This is a genomic window from Pseudomonas farris, assembly GCF_019145235.1.
Classification (GTDB): Bacteria; Pseudomonadota; Gammaproteobacteria; order Pseudomonadales; family Pseudomonadaceae; genus Aquipseudomonas; species Aquipseudomonas farris.
This window is the reverse complement of the sequence record NZ_JAHSTV010000009.1, coordinates 243,780-260,330: the sequence shown is the minus strand read 5'-3', so window position 1 is coordinate 260,330 and position 16,551 is coordinate 243,780. Positions and strand designations below refer to the sequence as shown.

At 59.3% G+C, this 16,551-nt stretch carries 13 protein-coding genes and 1 pseudogene; 4 read left to right on the top strand and 10 right to left on the bottom strand.

Annotated features, from left to right (window positions below):
- Positions 1-107 precede the first annotated feature (107 nt).
- Entirely contained in the window at positions 108-425 is a 318-nt protein-coding gene (locus tag KVG95_RS20310) for a DUF3509 domain-containing protein (protein ID WP_052966678.1), read from the top strand.
- On the opposite strand, the gene KVG95_RS20305 is transcribed toward KVG95_RS20310, so the two are convergent.
- A complete protein-coding gene (locus KVG95_RS20305) occupies positions 422-922 on the bottom strand; it encodes a phosphate-starvation-inducible protein PsiE (protein ID WP_007903272.1) in 501 nt (166 codons plus the stop codon). The two genes, KVG95_RS20310 and KVG95_RS20305, sit on opposite strands and share 4 nt — an antisense overlap.
- Before the next feature lie 348 nt (positions 923-1,270).
- Here KVG95_RS20305 and KVG95_RS20300 point away from each other — a divergent pair.
- Positions 1,271-1,525 (top strand): annotated as a pseudogene (locus KVG95_RS20300) (YebG family protein); the annotation flags it as partial.
- Between the two features lie 177 nt (positions 1,526-1,702).
- On the opposite strand, the gene KVG95_RS20295 reads toward KVG95_RS20300, so the two are convergent.
- The 4 genes from KVG95_RS20295 to KVG95_RS20280 all read right to left on the bottom strand — a co-directional run bounded on the left by KVG95_RS20295 (position 1,703) and on the right by KVG95_RS20280 (position 6,060).
- On the bottom strand, positions 1,703-2,812 hold the full coding sequence (locus KVG95_RS20295) for a dihydrolipoamide acetyltransferase family protein (RefSeq protein ID WP_217857679.1): 1,110 nt from the start codon (positions 2,810-2,812) through the stop codon (positions 1,703-1,705).
- Between the two features lie 28 nt (positions 2,813-2,840).
- Entirely contained in the window at positions 2,841-3,830 is a 990-nt protein-coding gene (locus tag KVG95_RS20290; RefSeq protein ID WP_217857678.1) for an alpha-ketoacid dehydrogenase subunit beta, read from the bottom strand.
- Positions 3,823-4,917, bottom strand: coding sequence for a pyruvate dehydrogenase (acetyl-transferring) E1 component subunit alpha (pdhA, locus tag KVG95_RS20285; RefSeq protein WP_217857677.1), 1,095 nt, complete (start codon positions 4,915-4,917; stop codon positions 3,823-3,825). The genes KVG95_RS20290 and pdhA overlap by 8 nt, the downstream gene beginning before the upstream one ends.
- 123 nt (positions 4,918-5,040) lie before the next feature.
- The gene (locus KVG95_RS20280) at positions 5,041-6,060 is read right to left on the bottom strand and encodes a Glu/Leu/Phe/Val dehydrogenase family protein (protein ID WP_217857676.1); all 1,020 of its coding nucleotides are present in this window, start codon (positions 6,058-6,060) and stop codon (positions 5,041-5,043) included.
- Between the two features lie 183 nt (positions 6,061-6,243).
- Here KVG95_RS20280 and KVG95_RS20275 point away from each other — a divergent pair, with 183 nt between their 5' ends.
- Positions 6,244-7,047 carry a SirB1 family protein gene (locus tag KVG95_RS20275; protein WP_052966684.1) on the top strand — a complete coding sequence of 268 codons (804 nt, stop codon included), beginning with the start codon at positions 6,244-6,246 and terminating at the stop codon, positions 7,045-7,047.
- A 112-nt stretch (positions 7,048-7,159) separates the two neighbouring features.
- On the opposite strand, the gene maiA is transcribed toward KVG95_RS20275, so the two are convergent.
- Genes maiA through hmgA form a run of 3 tightly spaced genes read right to left on the bottom strand, consistent with a single transcriptional unit; the run spans position 7,160 to position 10,420 of the window.
- The gene (gene maiA, locus KVG95_RS20270) at positions 7,160-7,795 is read right to left on the bottom strand and encodes a maleylacetoacetate isomerase (protein ID WP_217857675.1); all 636 of its coding nucleotides are present in this window, start codon (positions 7,793-7,795) and stop codon (positions 7,160-7,162) included.
- A 12-nt stretch (positions 7,796-7,807) separates the two neighbouring features.
- Positions 7,808-9,112: a fumarylacetoacetase gene (gene fahA / locus KVG95_RS20265; RefSeq protein WP_217857674.1), complete on the bottom strand. Its 1,305-nt coding sequence runs from the start codon at positions 9,110-9,112 to the stop codon at positions 7,808-7,810.
- A 3-nt stretch (positions 9,113-9,115) separates the two neighbouring features.
- A complete protein-coding gene (gene hmgA / locus KVG95_RS20260) occupies positions 9,116-10,420 on the bottom strand; it encodes a homogentisate 1,2-dioxygenase (RefSeq protein ID WP_217857673.1) in 1,305 nt (434 codons plus the stop codon).
- Between the two features lie 162 nt (positions 10,421-10,582).
- On the opposite strand from hmgA, the gene KVG95_RS20255 reads away from it, so the two are divergent.
- Positions 10,583-11,374, top strand: coding sequence for an IclR family transcriptional regulator (locus tag KVG95_RS20255; protein WP_217857672.1), 792 nt, complete (start codon positions 10,583-10,585; stop codon positions 11,372-11,374).
- A 33-nt stretch (positions 11,375-11,407) separates the two neighbouring features.
- Here the strand turns inward: KVG95_RS20255 and KVG95_RS20250 are convergent, their stop codons facing one another.
- Entirely contained in the window at positions 11,408-13,801 is a 2,394-nt protein-coding gene (locus KVG95_RS20250) for a dermonecrotic toxin domain-containing protein (protein WP_217857671.1), read from the bottom strand.
- A 194-nt stretch (positions 13,802-13,995) separates the two neighbouring features.
- Entirely contained in the window at positions 13,996-16,551 is a 2,556-nt protein-coding gene (locus tag KVG95_RS20245) for a LuxR C-terminal-related transcriptional regulator (RefSeq protein WP_217857670.1), read from the bottom strand.

The window sequence follows — 16,551 nt, the reverse complement described above, 5'->3', positions numbered from 1 at the left end:
CAACACGGATGAAGCGCATGAACATGGAAGGCCGGTGGTCTGGTGTTGCGAACTAATCCCGATCACGGCCGTCAACAACTGCACGTTCAATCAGGCGGTGACGCATTATGGACAACCCTTTTCAGCTCATTACCGATGCCTTTGCACCGGATTATCAAGTTAACCTGAGCATTCAGGGGCTGGACGGCAGCATCATGCTGACCCTCTCCAAAAGTGGCCGCGTAGTGGCCAAACGGATGATCAGTGCCGAACAGCGCAATGACCCCAAGCGCCTCAAACGCCTGGTGCAAAGCATTCAATTCGGCATCGCCATCGAACAGGGCCACAGCGCCGTGGCCATACTTGAAGCCATGACCGACGGCGACAGTCGCAACCCGCCGCCTCCCTTGGTCAAATCCCGGCCCCGACCTTCAATGGGGCTTTAAATCTCGCCCTTCTCCACCTCGGGATGCTCACCGGAACCCGCACCGATCTTGCGTTGCGGGTGTTCGATCTTCACCGAAGGAAATTGCGACGAGGCGTAACGCACCACCAGAATCGCAAACGCCAGCAGCAAAATCCCGCCGCACAGGTAGATGATCCCCAGGTCCGGAGGATTGTGGTGCGAGACGTTGGAGATCAGCAGCCGCGTCAGTGCGGTGATCGCCACGTAGATCAGGAAGCGCACCGGCATGTGGTTGGTCTTGAAGTAAATCCCGACCATCGCCCCCAGTTCCAGGTAGATGAACAGCAGCAAGATGTCATCGATCTTGATGTGCCCCTGTTCGAGCATCCCGAGGAATTCCATCACTGCCGCCCACGCGGTCACCGCACCGATGGCGAACAGCGCCAGGTAGTGGAAGGTCTCGACGAACAGGTTGCCCAGGGACTCGGCCAGTTGGTGCACGTTCTGCCGCAGGTTCTCGGCCCAGTTGATTTTCACTTTGAATGTTCCTTAGCTCGGTTCGAGCGGATGATGCGGGTTGGACGTGACGGTTGTTCTGCATGCAGAAAAAAGGCCAGATACTGTTGGGTGAGATGGCGATGCGCTGCTACTGGACACTTTTTGTGGTGTCTGGACGGACCCCATCGCGAGCAGGCTCGCTCCCACAATGGTTTTGTGTACGCCGCAGATCTCTTGTGGGAGCGACACGGTTCACCTGACAAACACCGATTACGGTCTACATTAAAAAGCCGCTACCCAAAGCGCAGGGATTCGCTTATCCTTTTAGCTGTATATAAATACAGTAGTCGAAACAGACAACTAATGTGAAGGCATGTGAGGTGGTGAATGGCCGTCGAAGTGGTATACCGCAGCAGCCGAGATCTGGAGCGCTTGTTCATGGATAAAGCCGAAGCTGACCGTCATGACAAAATGCTCGAACTGGCCGAATTGCTGGCTGAAGTGTTGCAAAAAGCCGTTCCGTCCCTGACCGAACAGCAAGTGGAAGAAGCCGGGATTTACATGGCGAAGAACCGTGATGTATTCGCCAAGGCATTCAAGAGCCAGCCGGACGCACTGTCCGAACTGCTGAATGCACCCGCCGAAGCCATTGAACCTGTTAAAGCCACTGAACCTGTTGAAGTAGCTGCACCCGTTGAAGTAGCGGGCGCTGAGCCGACCAAGCCAGCCAAAGCCGCCAAGACGCCAAAGTAAGCAATGCCCGAATTGAATAGGCCCTGAGTCAAATGGCTCAGGGCCTTTTTCATGTCTGCAAGAAACCTAGGCCTCGGGTTGTTCCAGCGCCTCGACCAACGCTTTGAAGAACCGCGCCGCCTCGCCACCGGTGACCACCCGATGATCAAAGGTCAGGGACAACGGCAGGATCGGATGCACCACCACTGCCCCCTCGACCGCCACCGGTTCATCGCGGATCGCCCCGGCGGCGAGGATCGCCACTTGCGGCGGCACCACCACCGGATTGGCGTAGCGGCCGAACAAAGTGCCGAAGTTCGACAGAGTCAGGGTCGCTCCCATCATTTCCTGAGGCGGGATCGAGCGCGCCTGCACGTCGGCCCGCAGACGCGTCACACCTTCCTTCAAATCCGCCGCCGAGCGCTGACCGACATCGCGCAGCACCGGCACGAACAAGCCGTCCGGCGTATCCACGGCAATGCCCAAATCGAGTCGTTCGTGTTGCTTGAGCGCCAGGGTTTTGCCATCGAAGGCGCTGTTGAGCACCGGCTCTACGGCGCAGGCGGCCGCCATCGCCTTGGCCAGACGAATCAGCGGCTCTCGTGCCTGGCCCCAACGATACAAATCGGCATCACCGAAAATCGTCACCGGCACCACTTCGGCATGGGACCTGGCCATGTTCAGTGCCATGCTGCGTCGCACACCACGCAGCTTCTCGCCGCCGAAGCGTTCGCGTTCCGTCTGGGCCGCGTTTTCTACGTCGTTGCGGGTGATCTGGCCGTCCTGGCCGGAGCCCGTCAAGCCGCTCAGTTCAACACCGAGTTGCCGAGCCAGTTGACGCACCGCCGGCGTGGCACGGTTCGCCAGGTGCTCACGAGTCGAAGGCGCAGCGCCGATAAAAAATGCATCCTCCTGATTCGTGCCGCCGCCCTCGAGCCGCCCGACCACAGTGCCCGCATCTGCTTCGCCTTCGTAACCGAGCAGAGGTTCGCCAACGTGAAGGATGTCGCCCTCGCCACCGAATGTTTTCGCCACTACGCCGTCGTAGGGCGCGGGAATGTCCACCAGCGCCTTGGCGGTTTCCACCGACACCAATAGTTGGTCGGCCTTGACGGTATCGCCGACCTTGACGTGCCAACGAACGATTTCCGCTTCCTGCAAGCCTTCGCCCAGATCCGGCAGTTTGAAATATTTCATCGCAACCTCCTCGGCCTCAGGCGTCTCTTCAAGGGTAGTGCTGCATGACGATGTCGCAGGCATGAAGAATGTCTTCGACGCCGGGCATGTACAGCGATTCCAGTCGATACAGCGGCGGCGGGATGTCTGGCGCTGTGACTCGCTGGATCGGTGCCTGCAACTCCAGAAATACCCGTTCGTAGAGACTGGCGGCGATTTCCGCGCCGACCCCGCAGGAACGTGGTGCCTCATGCACGATCACGCAGCGACCGGTCTTGCGCACCGAGGCTTCCATCGTGTCGAGGTCCAGCGGTTTGATACTGGCGACATCGATCACTTCCGCCGAGACGCCCTGCTCGGCCAGTTGCGTGGCGGCTTGCAGGGTTTCCATCACGCTGGCGCCCCAACTGATCAAGGTAAGGTCGCTGCCTTCACGCAGGGTGAAACAGCTGTCCAGCGGCAGGCGCTTGCCGTCATCCAGCAGTGGTTGCGGGTTCATTCGATAGAGTCGGGTGGGTTCGAGAAATATCACTGGATCCGGGTCGTCGATGGCCGCGAGCAGCAAGCCATAGGCCCGGGCTGGCGAGGATGGGATCACCACCCGCAGCCCCGGAATGTGCGCGAACAGGGCTTCAGTGCTTTCGCTGTGATGTTCCGGCGCGCGAATCCCTGCGCCCATCGGCGTACGCATCACCATCGGGCAGGTGATCCGCCCGCGCGTGCGGTTGCGCATGCGGCTGGCGTGGGACACCAGGTGCTCCATGGTGGCGTAGATGAAACCCATGAACTGGATTTCCACCACCGGTTTCAGGCCTTGGGCCGCCATGCCCACCACCAGCCCGCCGAGCATGGTTTCGGCCAGCGGCGAGTCGATCACCCGCTTGAAACCAAAGCTGTCGCGCAGGCCCAGCGTTGCGCGGAACACGCCCCCATTCACCCCGACGTCTTCACCGAGGACGATGACGTTTTCGTCTTCACTCATGGCCCGATGCAACGCCAGATTCACCGCTTCCAGCAGCGTCACCTTACCGTTACTCATGGCCCGAACCTCCCGTCCGGCGCGCCACCCGTTCGAGAAATTCTTCGCGCTGCTCGGCCAGGGCTTGCGGCCACTGGGCGTAGACATGATCAATCACCGATTCCGGTGCCTGCAGGCCAGCCGCTTCGAAGTTATCCACAGCCCCCTGCACCAAACCTTGGCATTCGCTGATCAGTGCCTGTTCGCGGCCTTCGTCCCATACGCCTTGCCCGGCCATGAAGCGTTGCAGGCGTTTGATCGGCTCTTCGAGCCAAGCCTGCTTGACCTCGTCCGCCGATCGGTAGCGCGTGGCATCGTCGGCCGTGGTGTGATCGCCGAGGCGATAGCTCAGGCATTCGAGTAACACCGGGCCTTTACCGTGGCGCGCCCGTTCGAGGGCCGCTTGCATGCGGTCGTAAACGGCGAGCATGTCATTGCCGTCGACTTGTTCACCGTGGAAGCCGGCCCCTATGGCTTTCTGCGCCAAGGTCGGAGCGCCGCACTGGATTCGTCGCGGCACCGAGATCGCCCATTGGTTGTTGTTGATCACAAACACCACCGGCAACTGCCAGGCGCCAGCAACATTGAGGGCCTCGAGGAAATCACCTTTGCTGGTTCCGCCGTCGCCGCAGGTGGTGACCGCGACTCGATGCTCGCCGCGGATCTTGAAGGCGCTGGCGACGCCGCAGGCATGCAGGGCCTGGGTGGCGATCGGCACACAGATCGGGAAATCCTGAGCGACCGCCGGGTCGGCAAAGTCGCTGCCACGCTCATCGCCGCCCCAATACAGCAGGATTTCTTCCATGCCCACACCGCGCATCAACTGCACGGCGGTGTCTCGGTAATACGGGATCAGTACGTCTTCGGCGTGCATCAGGCTGCCGACCGCGACACCAATGGCTTCCTGGCCCAAGGTCGGCGCATAAGTGCCGATGCGCCCGGTGCGTTGCAGGGCGACAGCTTTCTGATCGAAAAGGCGGGTCAGGACCATCTGCCGATACAGGCGCGTCAGCAGATTGAAATCGTCGGCCCAAGAGGGAAGATTGCCGAGCAACTGGCCGTCAGGGGATAAAAATCGGGTGTACGGCAACTCCACCTTGTGAAGCATCACAGGGCTCCTGGCACGCGTGAGTCGGCGTGCATTTGTCAGGCCCGACGTTTGTGGCGCAGGGCTTGGGGAGCAATGGCCGGATAGGCTCTCACTCCTTTCAAACTTTTCACCGGTACAGCGTCACCGGTACAACACTTTCTCCGCCAACTCATCCGCCACCCGGGCCGGAGAACGCTTTTCCGCCTGGGCATGGGCGAATACTTCGGTCAGCCGTGAACTGATTTTCGACAGGTGCGCGGTAATGGTCGTCAGCTCTTCCCCACGGTGTTTGAGCGACACGTAGATCAGCCCGCCGGCATTGATCACGTAATCGGGCGCATACAAAATGCCCCGGCGCTCCAGCTGATCGGCGATTTCCAGATGGATCAACTGGTTGTTTGCCGAACCGGCGACCGCCGCGCAGCGCAGTTGCGACACACTGTTGCTGTTAAGCACACCGCCCAGGCCGCAGGGCGCGAGTATGTCGCACGGTGTGCTGAGCAGCGCATCGTTGGCGATCGGATGAGCGCCCAACTGCTCCATGGCCAACTGCACTTTGCCATGATCGATGTCGCTGACCAGCAGCTCCGCACCGGCCGCGTGTAGCTGTTCGGCCAAGGCATAACCGACATTGCCCAAGCCTTGAATGGCTATGCGCAAGCCTTCGAGATTATCGCTGCCCAGGCGGGCCATGGCGGTGCTGCGAATACCGGCGAATACGCCCATGGCGGCATGCGGTGCAGGGTCGCCTGCGGCGGTGGTGCTGGTGACGAACTGCGTCTGTTGGGCGATGCAATCCATGTCCGCCACTGAGGTGCCGGCGTCGATGGCCGTGATGTAGCGACCGTCGAGTTCGTTGATGCAGCGCCCGAAGGCTTCAAATAGCGCTGCGCGGTTTTCCACATGGGCCGGGCGAAGAATCACCGCGACGCCACCGCCCTGAGCCAGGCCGGCCAGGGCCGCCTTGTAACTCATGCCTTGGGCAAGGCGCACAGCATCCTCGATCGCAGATTCATCGCTGGGGTAAGCAAGGTAACGACACCCGCCCAGGGCAGGTCCCAGACGGCTGTTGTGGATGGCAATCACCGCCTTCAACCCGGTGGCCGGATCAACGCTCAGGTGCAGCGATTCAAGGCGAGTGCTTTGCATGAGAGCGAACATCGTAGGGCTCCCGAATCACTTCTTGTAGTCGCCAGTATAGGCTTGCGCACAAAAATTGCAGAAGCGCACCGGAATAAGCGAGTCCGCTTTGAACGCTTTCAGACATAACCTGTTACTACCTATGTGCAGGACTGGACGAAAGCGCGCGACGGGGCTAAAACGAGGCATTCCTCGGAGATTTTGATGACCCCGCGCCAACGTTTTTTCGACTGTCTGCAACGATCACCGCCCGCGCTGTTCGAGGCGGCGCTGTGGATTGCTGTGGAACACGATAAAGAGCTGGATCCCGAGGCGGTGCTGGCGGACTTCAAGGACCTGCAACAGCGGGTCAGCTACGGGTTGCCGATGCTGCCGGTGAGTGAATTGGCCCAACCGTTGTTGCGGCGAATGAATGACCTGGGGTTCGCTCAGGACGACTCCACGCCCTTGCGCCCGCAAGTGGCGTTACTCAATAAAGTACTGGAACGTCGGCGGGGCCAGCCGCTGGTGCTGGGCCTGATTGCGCTGGAACTGGCCAGAAGGCTGGAGATTCCCATGGTCGGGGTCAACTTTCCCGGGCATTTCCTGCTGCGGGTGCAAGGCGCCGATCATCTGCTCGACCCTTGCGGCGGGCGACGGCTATACCCCAACGACTGCCGGGAGTTACTGCAACGCCAGTACGGCCCGAACATGCAGCTCGGCGCCGAGCATTTACTGACTGCCGAACCGGTGCAGATGCTGCAGCGACTGTCGCGCAACCTGCGCCAGTTGTACCTCACGAACGATGACTACATCGACGCCCTGATCGACGCCGAGCGCGTGCTTGAATTGGGCAACGCCAGCGCCTCCGACTATCTGGCTCGGGCCAGCCTGTATCAACGCCTGGACTGTCCGAATGCCGAGCGCTTTGACCTGGAACATGCGCTGCTGCTCAGTGACGATCCGATCCAGCGAATTCGCCTGACTGAACGGCTCGGGCATTTGCCGCCCAACTCAGTGGTTCACTGATCCCATGTGGGAGCGGGCTTGCTCGCGAAGAAGGCACCGCGGTATTTCTGACGCACCGCGTTATCGTTCTTCGCGAGCAAGCCCGCTCCCACATTGGGTCTATGTGAAGCCATTAAGGGGTATCGGGCTGATTCGCCGGATGGGCCAGGAAGAAGGCTGGGTGTGTCGCCGCCAGCGCCGCCACTCGACGAATTCGCGGGTAGGCTTCCAATGAAATATTGAAGCGCTCGGCTGCATACAACTGCGGGATCAAATAGACGTCCGCCAGCCCCGGTTGATCGCCAAAGCAATAACCGGTGTCACCGATCAATTGCTCCACCGTCGCCAAGCCTTGGCTGATCCAGTGACCGATCCACTCCACCACCTGCGGCTCATCGTGTCCCAACTGCCGAAGCTTATTGAGCACGCTGACGTTGTGCAGCGGATGCACATCGCACCCGATCACCGCCGCCACGCCACGCTCATAAGCGCGGGCGGCGAGGTCTTTGGACAGCAATGGCACCTGTGGATAACGTTCCTCCAGGTACTCGATGATCGCCGGTGACTGGATCAGCAACTCGCCTTCATCGGTACGCAAGGCTGGCACCCGGCCTTGCGGGTTGATGCCCAGATACGCCGGCTGCCGATGTTCGCCACCTTGCGGCGCGATCAGGTTGATCGGCAGCGCCTGGTAATCCAGCCCCTTGAGCGCCAGTGCGATACGCACCCGGTAAGACGAGGTCGAACGGTAGTAGGTATAGAGTTCCATGTCCCGATCCTCTTAACGCGCTGGCAGCACTTTGCCGCGGCATTCGCCGAAACCGATCGAAGCAAAACCCTCGCGGCTGCAACGTGCGCGCAGGATGATTTCGTCGCCGTCCTCGAGGAACTTACGCACCTCGCCCGACGCCAGTTCGATCGGCTTTTTACCGCCCTCGGTGATTTCCAGCAGGCTCCCGAATTGACCGTTTTCAGGACCGGACAGCGTGCCCGAACCGAACAGATCACCGGCCTGCAACTGACAGCCGTTGACGCTGTGGTGCGCAACCAGTTGTGCAACGGTCCAGTACATGTGTTGGGTGTTGCTGAGGGTCAGGCGATGGGCTGGCAGATTTTGCTCGCGCATCGATTCGGTCAGTAGCAGCACTTCGAGTTCGATGTCGAAGGCACCGGCGGCCTGATCACGTTTGTCGAACAGGTACGGCAGCGGCTGCGGATCGCCTTCCGGGCGCGCAGGCTGGGCACGACGGAACGGCTCCAGCGCTTCGGCCGTCACCACCCACGGCGAAATGCTGGTGATGAAACTCTTCGACAGGAACGGACCCAGCGGCTGGTACTCCCAAGCCTGGATGTCCCGCGCCGACCAGTCGTTGAGCAGGCAGAAACCGGCGATGTGATCGGCGGCTTCACCGATGGCGATGGAGTCGCCCATCGCGTTGCCCTGACCGATCCAGATACCCAGTTCCAGTTCGTAGTCCAGACGTGCGCACGGACCAAATGTCGGCTCGGTCTGACCGGCCGGCAGGGTCTGGCCTTTCGGACGGCGAACGTCAGTGCCGGACGGGCGAATGGTCGAGGCACGGCCGTGGTAACCAATCGGCACGTACTTGTAGTTCGGCAGTAATGGGTTGTCCGGGCGGAACAGTTTGCCGACATTCTGCGCATGCTCGATGCCGACATAGAAGTCGGTGTAGTCGTTGATCTTCGCCGGCAGGTGCATTTCGCAATCCGCCGCCAGCGGCAGCAGTTTGGCGCCTTGAGCCTCAATCTTGCCGTGCAGGGTGCTGCCTTCAGCAAACAGTTCCAGCAGACGTTCGCGCAAAGCGACACGAGCCTCGCGGCCCAATTCGAAGAACGCATTCAACTGGCCGCCACGGGTGGCTTCGACTGCTTTCTTCGCAATGCCATCGAACAGGCCGGCATCCAGTGCCGCTTCCAGGTCAAAAATGTGATCGCCGATCGCCACGCCACTGCGCGGAGCGGAGCCCTTCACGCTGAACACGCCCAACGGCAGATTCTGCAGCGGAAAATCCGTATGGCCGTTGGCGGAGGCAACCCAGCTACGAGTAATGGAAGTCTGAGTCATGGGTTATCTCCGGGTCGGGTCGAAAGTGGCGGGCAGCGTGGCCCAGCAAGCGTCGTAATTGTTTTGCAGTTGCGGGCAATCCAGGGCGAATCGACTCGGACGCAACACTTGGCTGGTCTCGAACATGAAGGCCATGGTGTTATCGATTTTAGCCGGCGCCAGTTCAGCGTTGATCGCCTTGGTGCAGGTCTCGCCGTCGGGGCCGTGAGCGCTCATGCAGCTGTGCAACGAGGCACCGCCAGGCACGAAACCTTCGGCCTTGGCATCGTATTCGCCCTGGATCAGGCCCATGAATTCGTTCATCAGGTTGCGGTGGAACCACGGCGGACGGAATGTCTTCTCGGCGACCATCCAGCGTGGCGGGAAGATCACGAAGTCGAGGTTGGCCAAACCATGCACGCTGGTTGGCGAGGTCAGGACGGTGAAAATCGACGGATCCGGATGATCGAAACTGACCGTGCCAATGGTGTTGAAACGGCGCAGGTCATATTTGTACGGCACGTTATTGCCGTGCCAAGCGACCACGTTCAGCGGCGAATGATCGAGCTCGCAACCCCACAGCTGGCCGAGGAATTTCTGCACCAGGGTGGTCGGTTGCTTGAGGTTTTCGTAATGGGCCACTGGCGTCAGGAAGTCGCGGGGATTAGCCAGGCCATTACTGCCGATCGGCCCCAGATCCGGCAGGCGCAGAGGGGCGCCATGGTTTTCCGCGATGTAGCCGCGAGCTTGCGGGTCGAGCAGTTCGACGCGAAATTTCAGCCCGCGCGGCAGGACGGCGATTTCCAGAGGCGCAAGCTCCAGCACGCCCAGTTCAGTGGCGATGCGCAAGCGGCCCAGTTCCGGCACCAGCAACAGTTCGCCGTCGGCGTTGAAGAACACGCGTTCCATGGAACGGTTGGCGCGGTAGTTATAAATGCTGATCCCGGCCGGTTTTTCCGCGCCCGAGTTGGCGGCCATGCTCACCAGCCCGTCGATGAAATCGGTCGGTTCGGTCGGAATGTCCAACGGATTCCAGCGCAGGCGATTGGGGGTTACTTCACCCAATGGGCCGCCGGCCAGTTGCCGATCCAGTTTGACGAATGCCGGGTGATTGGCCGACGGCTGAATGCGGTACATCCAGGTCCGTCGTGCTTCGCTGCGAGCCATGGTAAAGGCCGTACCGGAGAACAGTTCGGTGTACAGGCCGTAAGGGGCTTTTTGCGGGGAGTTCTGGCCGACGGGCAGTGCGCCGGGCAATGCTTCGCTGCTGAATTCGTTGCCAAAGCCTGACTGATAAGCCAGCGCTGGCGCCGTTGAATCGAGGTTCATGGAGCCTCCTGAACGGGAGTAGGCATGGCCTGTCACTCTGCTGAAGAGGTCTTGGCACGCCTGGGTTATTTTTATCGTAATTAGATTACGCATAACGTAATTTGATTGGTATTGACCGTCAAGCTATAAAGACGCCCATTCGTCCCGGGATCACACCGCCTCATGACCAGCGAAAGCAACGGCAAACAGAAAGTCCGCTCGGCCGAGGTCGGTACCGACATCCTCAAGGCGCTTGCCGAGTTGTCGCCGTCGACCTCGCTGTCGCGCCTGGCCGAACACGTGCAGATGCCGGCGAGCAAGGTTCACCGCTATTTGCAGGCGCTGATCGCCAGCGGTTTTGCCGAGCAGAACCCCGCCACCAACCACTACGGCCTCGGCCGTGAAGCGCTTCGAGTCGGTCTGGCTGCTTTGAACAGTATGGACGTGCTGAAAGTCGCCGCCCTGCCCTTGGCTGAGTTGCGTGATGAGCTGAATGAGACCTGCTTTATAGCGGTGTGGGGCAACCAAGGCGCGACGGTGGTGCACATTGAACCTGCGGTGCGCGCGGTGACAGTGGTCACGCAATTGGGCTCGGTTTTACCGTTGCTCAGCTCGTCGACAGGGCTGGTGTTCAGTGCCTTCTTGCCCCACCGCGAAACCGATGAGTTGCGCGATCTCGAAGTCCGCGCCGTCGACGTTCATCCGTTGGCCGATGAGCAGGCTTACAGCACATTATGCGAACAGATCCGTGAACGCGGCTTGCACCATGTTCACGGCTTGCTGATGCCGGGCGTGGATGCGTTGTCGGCGCCGGTGTTCAATGCGGTCGGAAAGGTGGCGGCGGTGATGACCATCGTCGGCCCGACCTCGTTGTTCCATGCCGATGAAAACGGCCCGGCGGCGCAGCGCTTGCTGGCGGCGACCCGGGCCGTGAGTTGGCGGATGGGGTATCAATCTGAAGACTTCAACCGCTGAGCGGGATCTGGAAGCAACGGCCAGCCTTGGCTATTACACAAGGGTGGTTTTGCTGACAGAGCTTCCAGGATCGGCCAGGATCTCTTTGATCGCCTCGAGCGCCCGCTCCTCCAAGCCTTGTTGGCCTGTGGCCGCGCTGTACAATTTTTCGACCTCTCGCGCATCACCCAGCAAGTCAATGAGATTTTTCTGCACCTGACTGGCTCCCGCTCCACCTATCCCGGCCTTGCCCAGCGACGCCAGTTCAATCAACGCTTCCTTGAAATGCCCCATGGCTTTTGCCCGGTCACCCTCGGAGTAGGCCGCGACCCCCTGCACCAAATTCTGGGTCAGCAACGCGGCACTCAATGCAATACCCACAGGCGCAAAGACGATGCTGATCACGCTGACTGCCGTCACGACAGCGTCGTACACCAGGCCGCCAATGATTTCGCCGAGGCTTTGGGTGGCCTCATCGACATCAGAAATGATCTTGTACACCACGTCGTTGTAGCAGTCGTTCAGATCGGTGACGCGACTGTTGCGCACCAGAGCTGGCGCTTCTGTGAAGTTGGCCAACTGCTCAAGATCTGTCAGATAGGTACCAACCTGCGGCTGGTACTTCGCGAACACTCGATCATACAGATAGTCACCAATGCCCCGGGTTTTCACGGCGGGTACAAAATCCTTGAAGGGACGCAGTTCGCAGCCATCCGGTGCATTCGGGGTATACAGGTATTCTTCGACTTTCCCGGCCACAAGCAGCCTGAACACGAATACCCCCACCACCAGACGATCCCGGAGAAAGAGCTTGAACAAGGCACTGTGGCGCACATCGCCAGGCGCTTCACCGACGGGACTGGTCGGCTGCATCGAATCGAACGCCACGATAACCTTCTCGAGTTCGATGACATGCTGTGGTGGTATGCGCCCTGTGAAAGCCGCTTGCATGAGTGACACGGTCATCTGGCGACGCATTGCACCTATGCAAATCCCTCGCTTTAACAGTCCTTCGGGATTGGAGCGGTTGAGATAAACCGAACGCAACATGTCGATGTACTTCTCACCGGGGCGCAATGTTTTCGACCAACTGGAAATATCGCGGATATCAAGCGTTGTGATATCCGGATGGTCGGTCGCCCACGTGAAGCGTGGATAAAGAGGCTGACCGATGCCGCTGGCTTCAAAATGCACTTCACGAACGATCAGTTCAGTCAGTGTCATCTGTTGTTCCTGACTGATTTGCACATAAATCCGGTCAGGGTTGACCGCTAAACTTTCACCTCGTTGCAGTAATACTTGTTCGACTCGTTGCTTGATCAGGTCGAAGCAAAACCGCTCGTAGGAAATGAACCCGCCCTGGCGCACCTCAAGGGTTTTCAGAGCCTTGAGTTCGCAATTGAGTCGCGTAAAGCGCTGACGCTGTTCATCGGAGGCAATGCGATAACCATAGGGTGTCAGACTTTCTTCTTGCGCAACCAGCCATGCCCGATGATTGAAAACAATACTCTTCAGCACTTCCTCTCCTTGATAGAAAGAAGGTGCCAGCCTGGCGCCGCGCCAATTGTTGGGTCGTGGCGGGATTGTTTTCAGGTAACCACCAATCTCTTCCCGTTCCAGCGCGTGAGTCTGCCATACCAGATAATCCCGACCTTGTTCCGTCGCCGTCCAGGCGCTGAGAGATAGATCCAGCACCCTGAAGGTTGCAAAGCGGTGCCAGTCCTGACCACCGGGCGCTCCCGGCGCGTACAAAAACCAATCGTCCGAATACCCATCAAGAGGGCCGACGACGACCACATCACAAAGTGGACGGGTGTCTTCACGCAACTGCAAAGGCGCCAGCGACAGGCTCGTGTCTCCGGCTACAGCACGTCGAATAAGTTGCAGGTTATCGTCGTTGAGATGTCCCTGGAGCTTCGCGGCAAATGCACTCAGTAAAAGCCGGTCACGAGTGACATTGTTCATGGCCGCCAGCACACCTGCTCGCAGGTAGACACTCCGGATTTCAGCCCCAAAAGCTGCGCGTACGTCAGTGGTAAGTACTTCTTCCAGCCATTGCTGGTTTAGGCCCGATGGCAAAAATCCATCGCTCTTGAAAGTGATCTGGCCACGCTGACCATTCTCATGCAGCCCATGCAGCAGCAAGTCGGTCAGAGATCGCTTGTCCTCCTGAATGTAGGTTCGACCGTTCTGCTGGAACACATAACGGCAGTGGGTCGTGATGTTGTCGGGGTTAAGGGTTGCGCCAAACTCCATTAGCAGCGCCTGACTCATCAGGCTCTGGGCATAAACTTGTAGACTGGTGAAGCGCCCGAGTTGTTTTTCCAGATCGTTACGACTATCGATCAACTGTTTTTCCAGTTCGCCGTAATGTAATTGATCGGCGGCACTCGCGTACTCAAACCATTGCGGACGGCTGTCGCTTACTGCGGAGTAAATTGTATTCATGATATTAACTTCTGTCCTTTGTATAGTTTAAAAAAACCAACTTTACCGCTGGCTCCTTTAAAACTATTCCAGAACAAACAAACAACAAACTGCCTATCCAATACCAAATATTCGCATTCAATACCACATGTAAAACAACACCCTCTCAAAACACAAAATTCAAAAAAACCAATACAGCCTAAAAAGCCCTGAAATCATCCGCACAACCCAAGTAACTTTGCCTTTGCCACGGCTTGCGTCCTGCGCTCCACTCCTAACTTTCCGTGAATACGCCGGGCATGGGTTTTAACAGTATGCAAAGAAATGAACAGGGCATCTGCAATCTGTTGATTGGAATGACCGAGTGCTATTAACTCCAGTACTTGTCGTTCACGCTGGCTCAATGCACCTGTTTCACCTGAACGCAGGATAAGTTCGTCTGGCAAAACAGAAGACCGGACTTCAAACAATGCACCCTGACGCTGTCTCAACTCTTTCAACACCTGTTGTCCCTGGTATCGCTCCACACTGCAAACGCCCTCTTGCAACATACCGATGGATTGTTCCGTATGGCCGGCGAGCCACAACGCTTCGGCTACCGCCAGTTGCAACTCAGTGGCGAGCGCCCACATACCGCGCGCCTGTGCGTGTGTCATCAACAACTCAAGCTGTGCCGTGGCATCAGACATCTGCGGCGCTAACCGGACTCGGGCGAGGATCAGCAGGTATTCGATCCGTGGAATCAACTCCAGAGTGGCCGGCGGCGCCTGTCGTGCCTGGGGCCCGCGATAGTGTTTGAGTACCCGGCTCAACGCCTCGCGCGCCAGCTCGGGACGTCCCTGTTGTAACCAGAAATGACTACTGACCTGCAACAGCACTCCTCGGTAGACCGTGTCCGGAATCTGCCGCTGCTGCATCAAGCGCTCGGCATCGCGCAAGCGAACAAAGGCCTGGGCGTAATCGCCTTGATTGGCCGCCAATTGCGCCTGACCGAGAAAACCGTAGAGCACACGTTTGTCGTGGCTGCGCAGACAATCGTCGAGACCGTGCTGAAAGAACTCGGTGGCCCGTTCCTCCTGCCCCATGCATAACGCCAGTCGTCCACGTCGCAGGGCGATGCGCCCGAGCAGAGGCGTGGGCCGATCCCCTTGCTGGCAGAGCAGTTCGTGCACGTTGAGCAACAGGCTCTCGGCGCGGGCCGGAGCTCCCCGCTGCTCCAGCAATTGTGCATGATCGAGCTCCATCAAGCCCTCGAACACCAGCGAACCTTGCGCCCGCGCCAGGCACAACGCCTCGCGGTTATGGGCTTGCGCCACGTCGAGTTCGCCCCTTAGCAAGGCCTGTTGCGTCAGACCGGACAAACACATCAGGCGCGCGGTCCAGCATTCGGGATCGAGCGCCTTCAACGCGTCAAGGAAGTGCGCGCGCGAAGTCTCCATTCGTCCCTGTAAATGCAGCAACCACCCCTGCAGGGCCTGCCAGCGTGCAATCAATTGACGCTGAAGCACCGCCGAGGGTTGAGGCGTGAAATGCGCCAAATGAGCAATGCAGGCAGTCGCCTGTTCGAAACGTCCGGCGAATAACAGCGCAGCTGTAATCAATCCGACCAACTGCGGGCTGCCCAGCGTCAGTTCCTCGCCTTGCTGCTCATGTAAACGCAGCAACAGCACCACCGTCTGCTCCTCGAACAAATGCTCGAAACTGAAGTGCTGCAACAGGCTGACCGCCACTTCGTATTCCTCGGCGAGCAATGCCTGTTCAAAGGCCGACTTCCAGTCCTGTTCGGCACAGAACCACTGGCAGGCACGCCGATGCCAGGAGCGTCCCGCCGGCCATTGCTCATCGCGCAACAATTGGGTGAACGGGGTGAAAATCTGTAGCCAGTCGGTGGAGTCCCGCCAGGGTTCGATAAAACAGCCCAGCGCTTGCAAGGTCCGCAAGTACTGAGCGCCCTCCCCAGCCCCGAACAGGTGATCGCACAGCCGGGCATTAAAGCGGGGTAAGTGGGCCAGCACCCTCCAGGCTTCGCTTAACTCAGGCGTCAGCGAACTGAATAACTCATGCTCCAGATAATCGAGCAAGGTGTCCGCCCGTCCCAGGGGTTTGTCCTGACGTGACCAGTCGCACTTCTGCAGCAATGCAATCCGCACTCCGGCACACCAGCCGCCGGTGCGCTGGATGATCCGACTGGCCACCTTGCTGGCTTGCTCCGGTACCCAGGGCTGCAATATCTGCTCGACTTCACCCGAGGTAAAAGCCAGCGAAGCGCTCTCGCACTCGTACAACTCATCGTCGAGCAGCAACCTTGGCCAGTTGCAGGGCGGCCGGCGGCGGGCACCCAGCCACCAGGTCAGCATCGGGCTGCTGATCGCCAGCATACGATCCAGTAGCAGATCCAGCTCCGGGTTTGGCAGGCGGCAGTAGTCATCGAGAAACAGCCAGGTCGGCGTCTGCAATCGCGCCAGACAGCTCAGCAACCCGGCTTCATCCGATGAGGCCAACCCCAGCGTCTCTGCCAGACGATAACGAAAATCCGCCGCACTCCACGCTTCGCCAGACATTGGCAACCAATGCACCCAGCACTGGGTTGGTGCCTGCAACAGGCATTCGGCGAGCAGCGCGCTCTTGCCACTGCCGGCGGGTGCGCAGAGCAATTTCACCCGGGCCGTCGAAGCCAATAACGGCTCGCTCAAACGGGCCCGCGACAGGTGATGAGAGGACAGGCGGGGCAGGAATCCAGAACGGTCCAGACACGGAGTCATGGCGGTCAT

Bases quoted from the DNA above. Each gene is read 5' to 3' on its own strand.
- KVG95_RS20245 (WP_217857670.1), bottom strand. From the start codon at position 16,551: ATGACCGCCATGACTCCGTGTCTGGACCGTTCTGGATTCCTGCCCCGC.
- KVG95_RS20280 (WP_217857676.1), bottom strand. From the start codon at position 6,060: ATGTTCGCTCTCATGCAAAGCACTCGCCTTGAATCGCTGCACCTGAGC.
- fahA (WP_217857674.1), bottom strand. From the start codon at position 9,112: ATGACTCAGACTTCCATTACTCGTAGCTGGGTTGCCTCCGCCAACGGC.
- KVG95_RS20295 (WP_217857679.1), bottom strand. From the start codon at position 2,812: ATGAAATATTTCAAACTGCCGGATCTGGGCGAAGGCTTGCAGGAAGCG.
- KVG95_RS20250 (WP_217857671.1), bottom strand. From the start codon at position 13,801: ATGAATACAATTTACTCCGCAGTAAGCGACAGCCGTCCGCAATGGTTT.
- KVG95_RS20310 (WP_052966678.1), top strand. From the start codon at position 108: ATGGACAACCCTTTTCAGCTCATTACCGATGCCTTTGCACCGGATTAT.
- KVG95_RS20290 (WP_217857678.1), bottom strand. From the start codon at position 3,830: ATGAGTAACGGTAAGGTGACGCTGCTGGAAGCGGTGAATCTGGCGTTG.
- KVG95_RS20255 (WP_217857672.1), top strand. From the start codon at position 10,583: ATGACCAGCGAAAGCAACGGCAAACAGAAAGTCCGCTCGGCCGAGGTC.
- hmgA (WP_217857673.1), bottom strand. From the start codon at position 10,420: ATGAACCTCGATTCAACGGCGCCAGCGCTGGCTTATCAGTCAGGCTTT.
- pdhA (WP_217857677.1), bottom strand. From the start codon at position 4,917: ATGCTTCACAAGGTGGAGTTGCCGTACACCCGATTTTTATCCCCTGAC.
- maiA (WP_217857675.1), bottom strand. From the start codon at position 7,795: ATGGAACTCTATACCTACTACCGTTCGACCTCGTCTTACCGGGTGCGT.
- KVG95_RS20275 (WP_052966684.1), top strand. From the start codon at position 6,244: ATGACCCCGCGCCAACGTTTTTTCGACTGTCTGCAACGATCACCGCCC.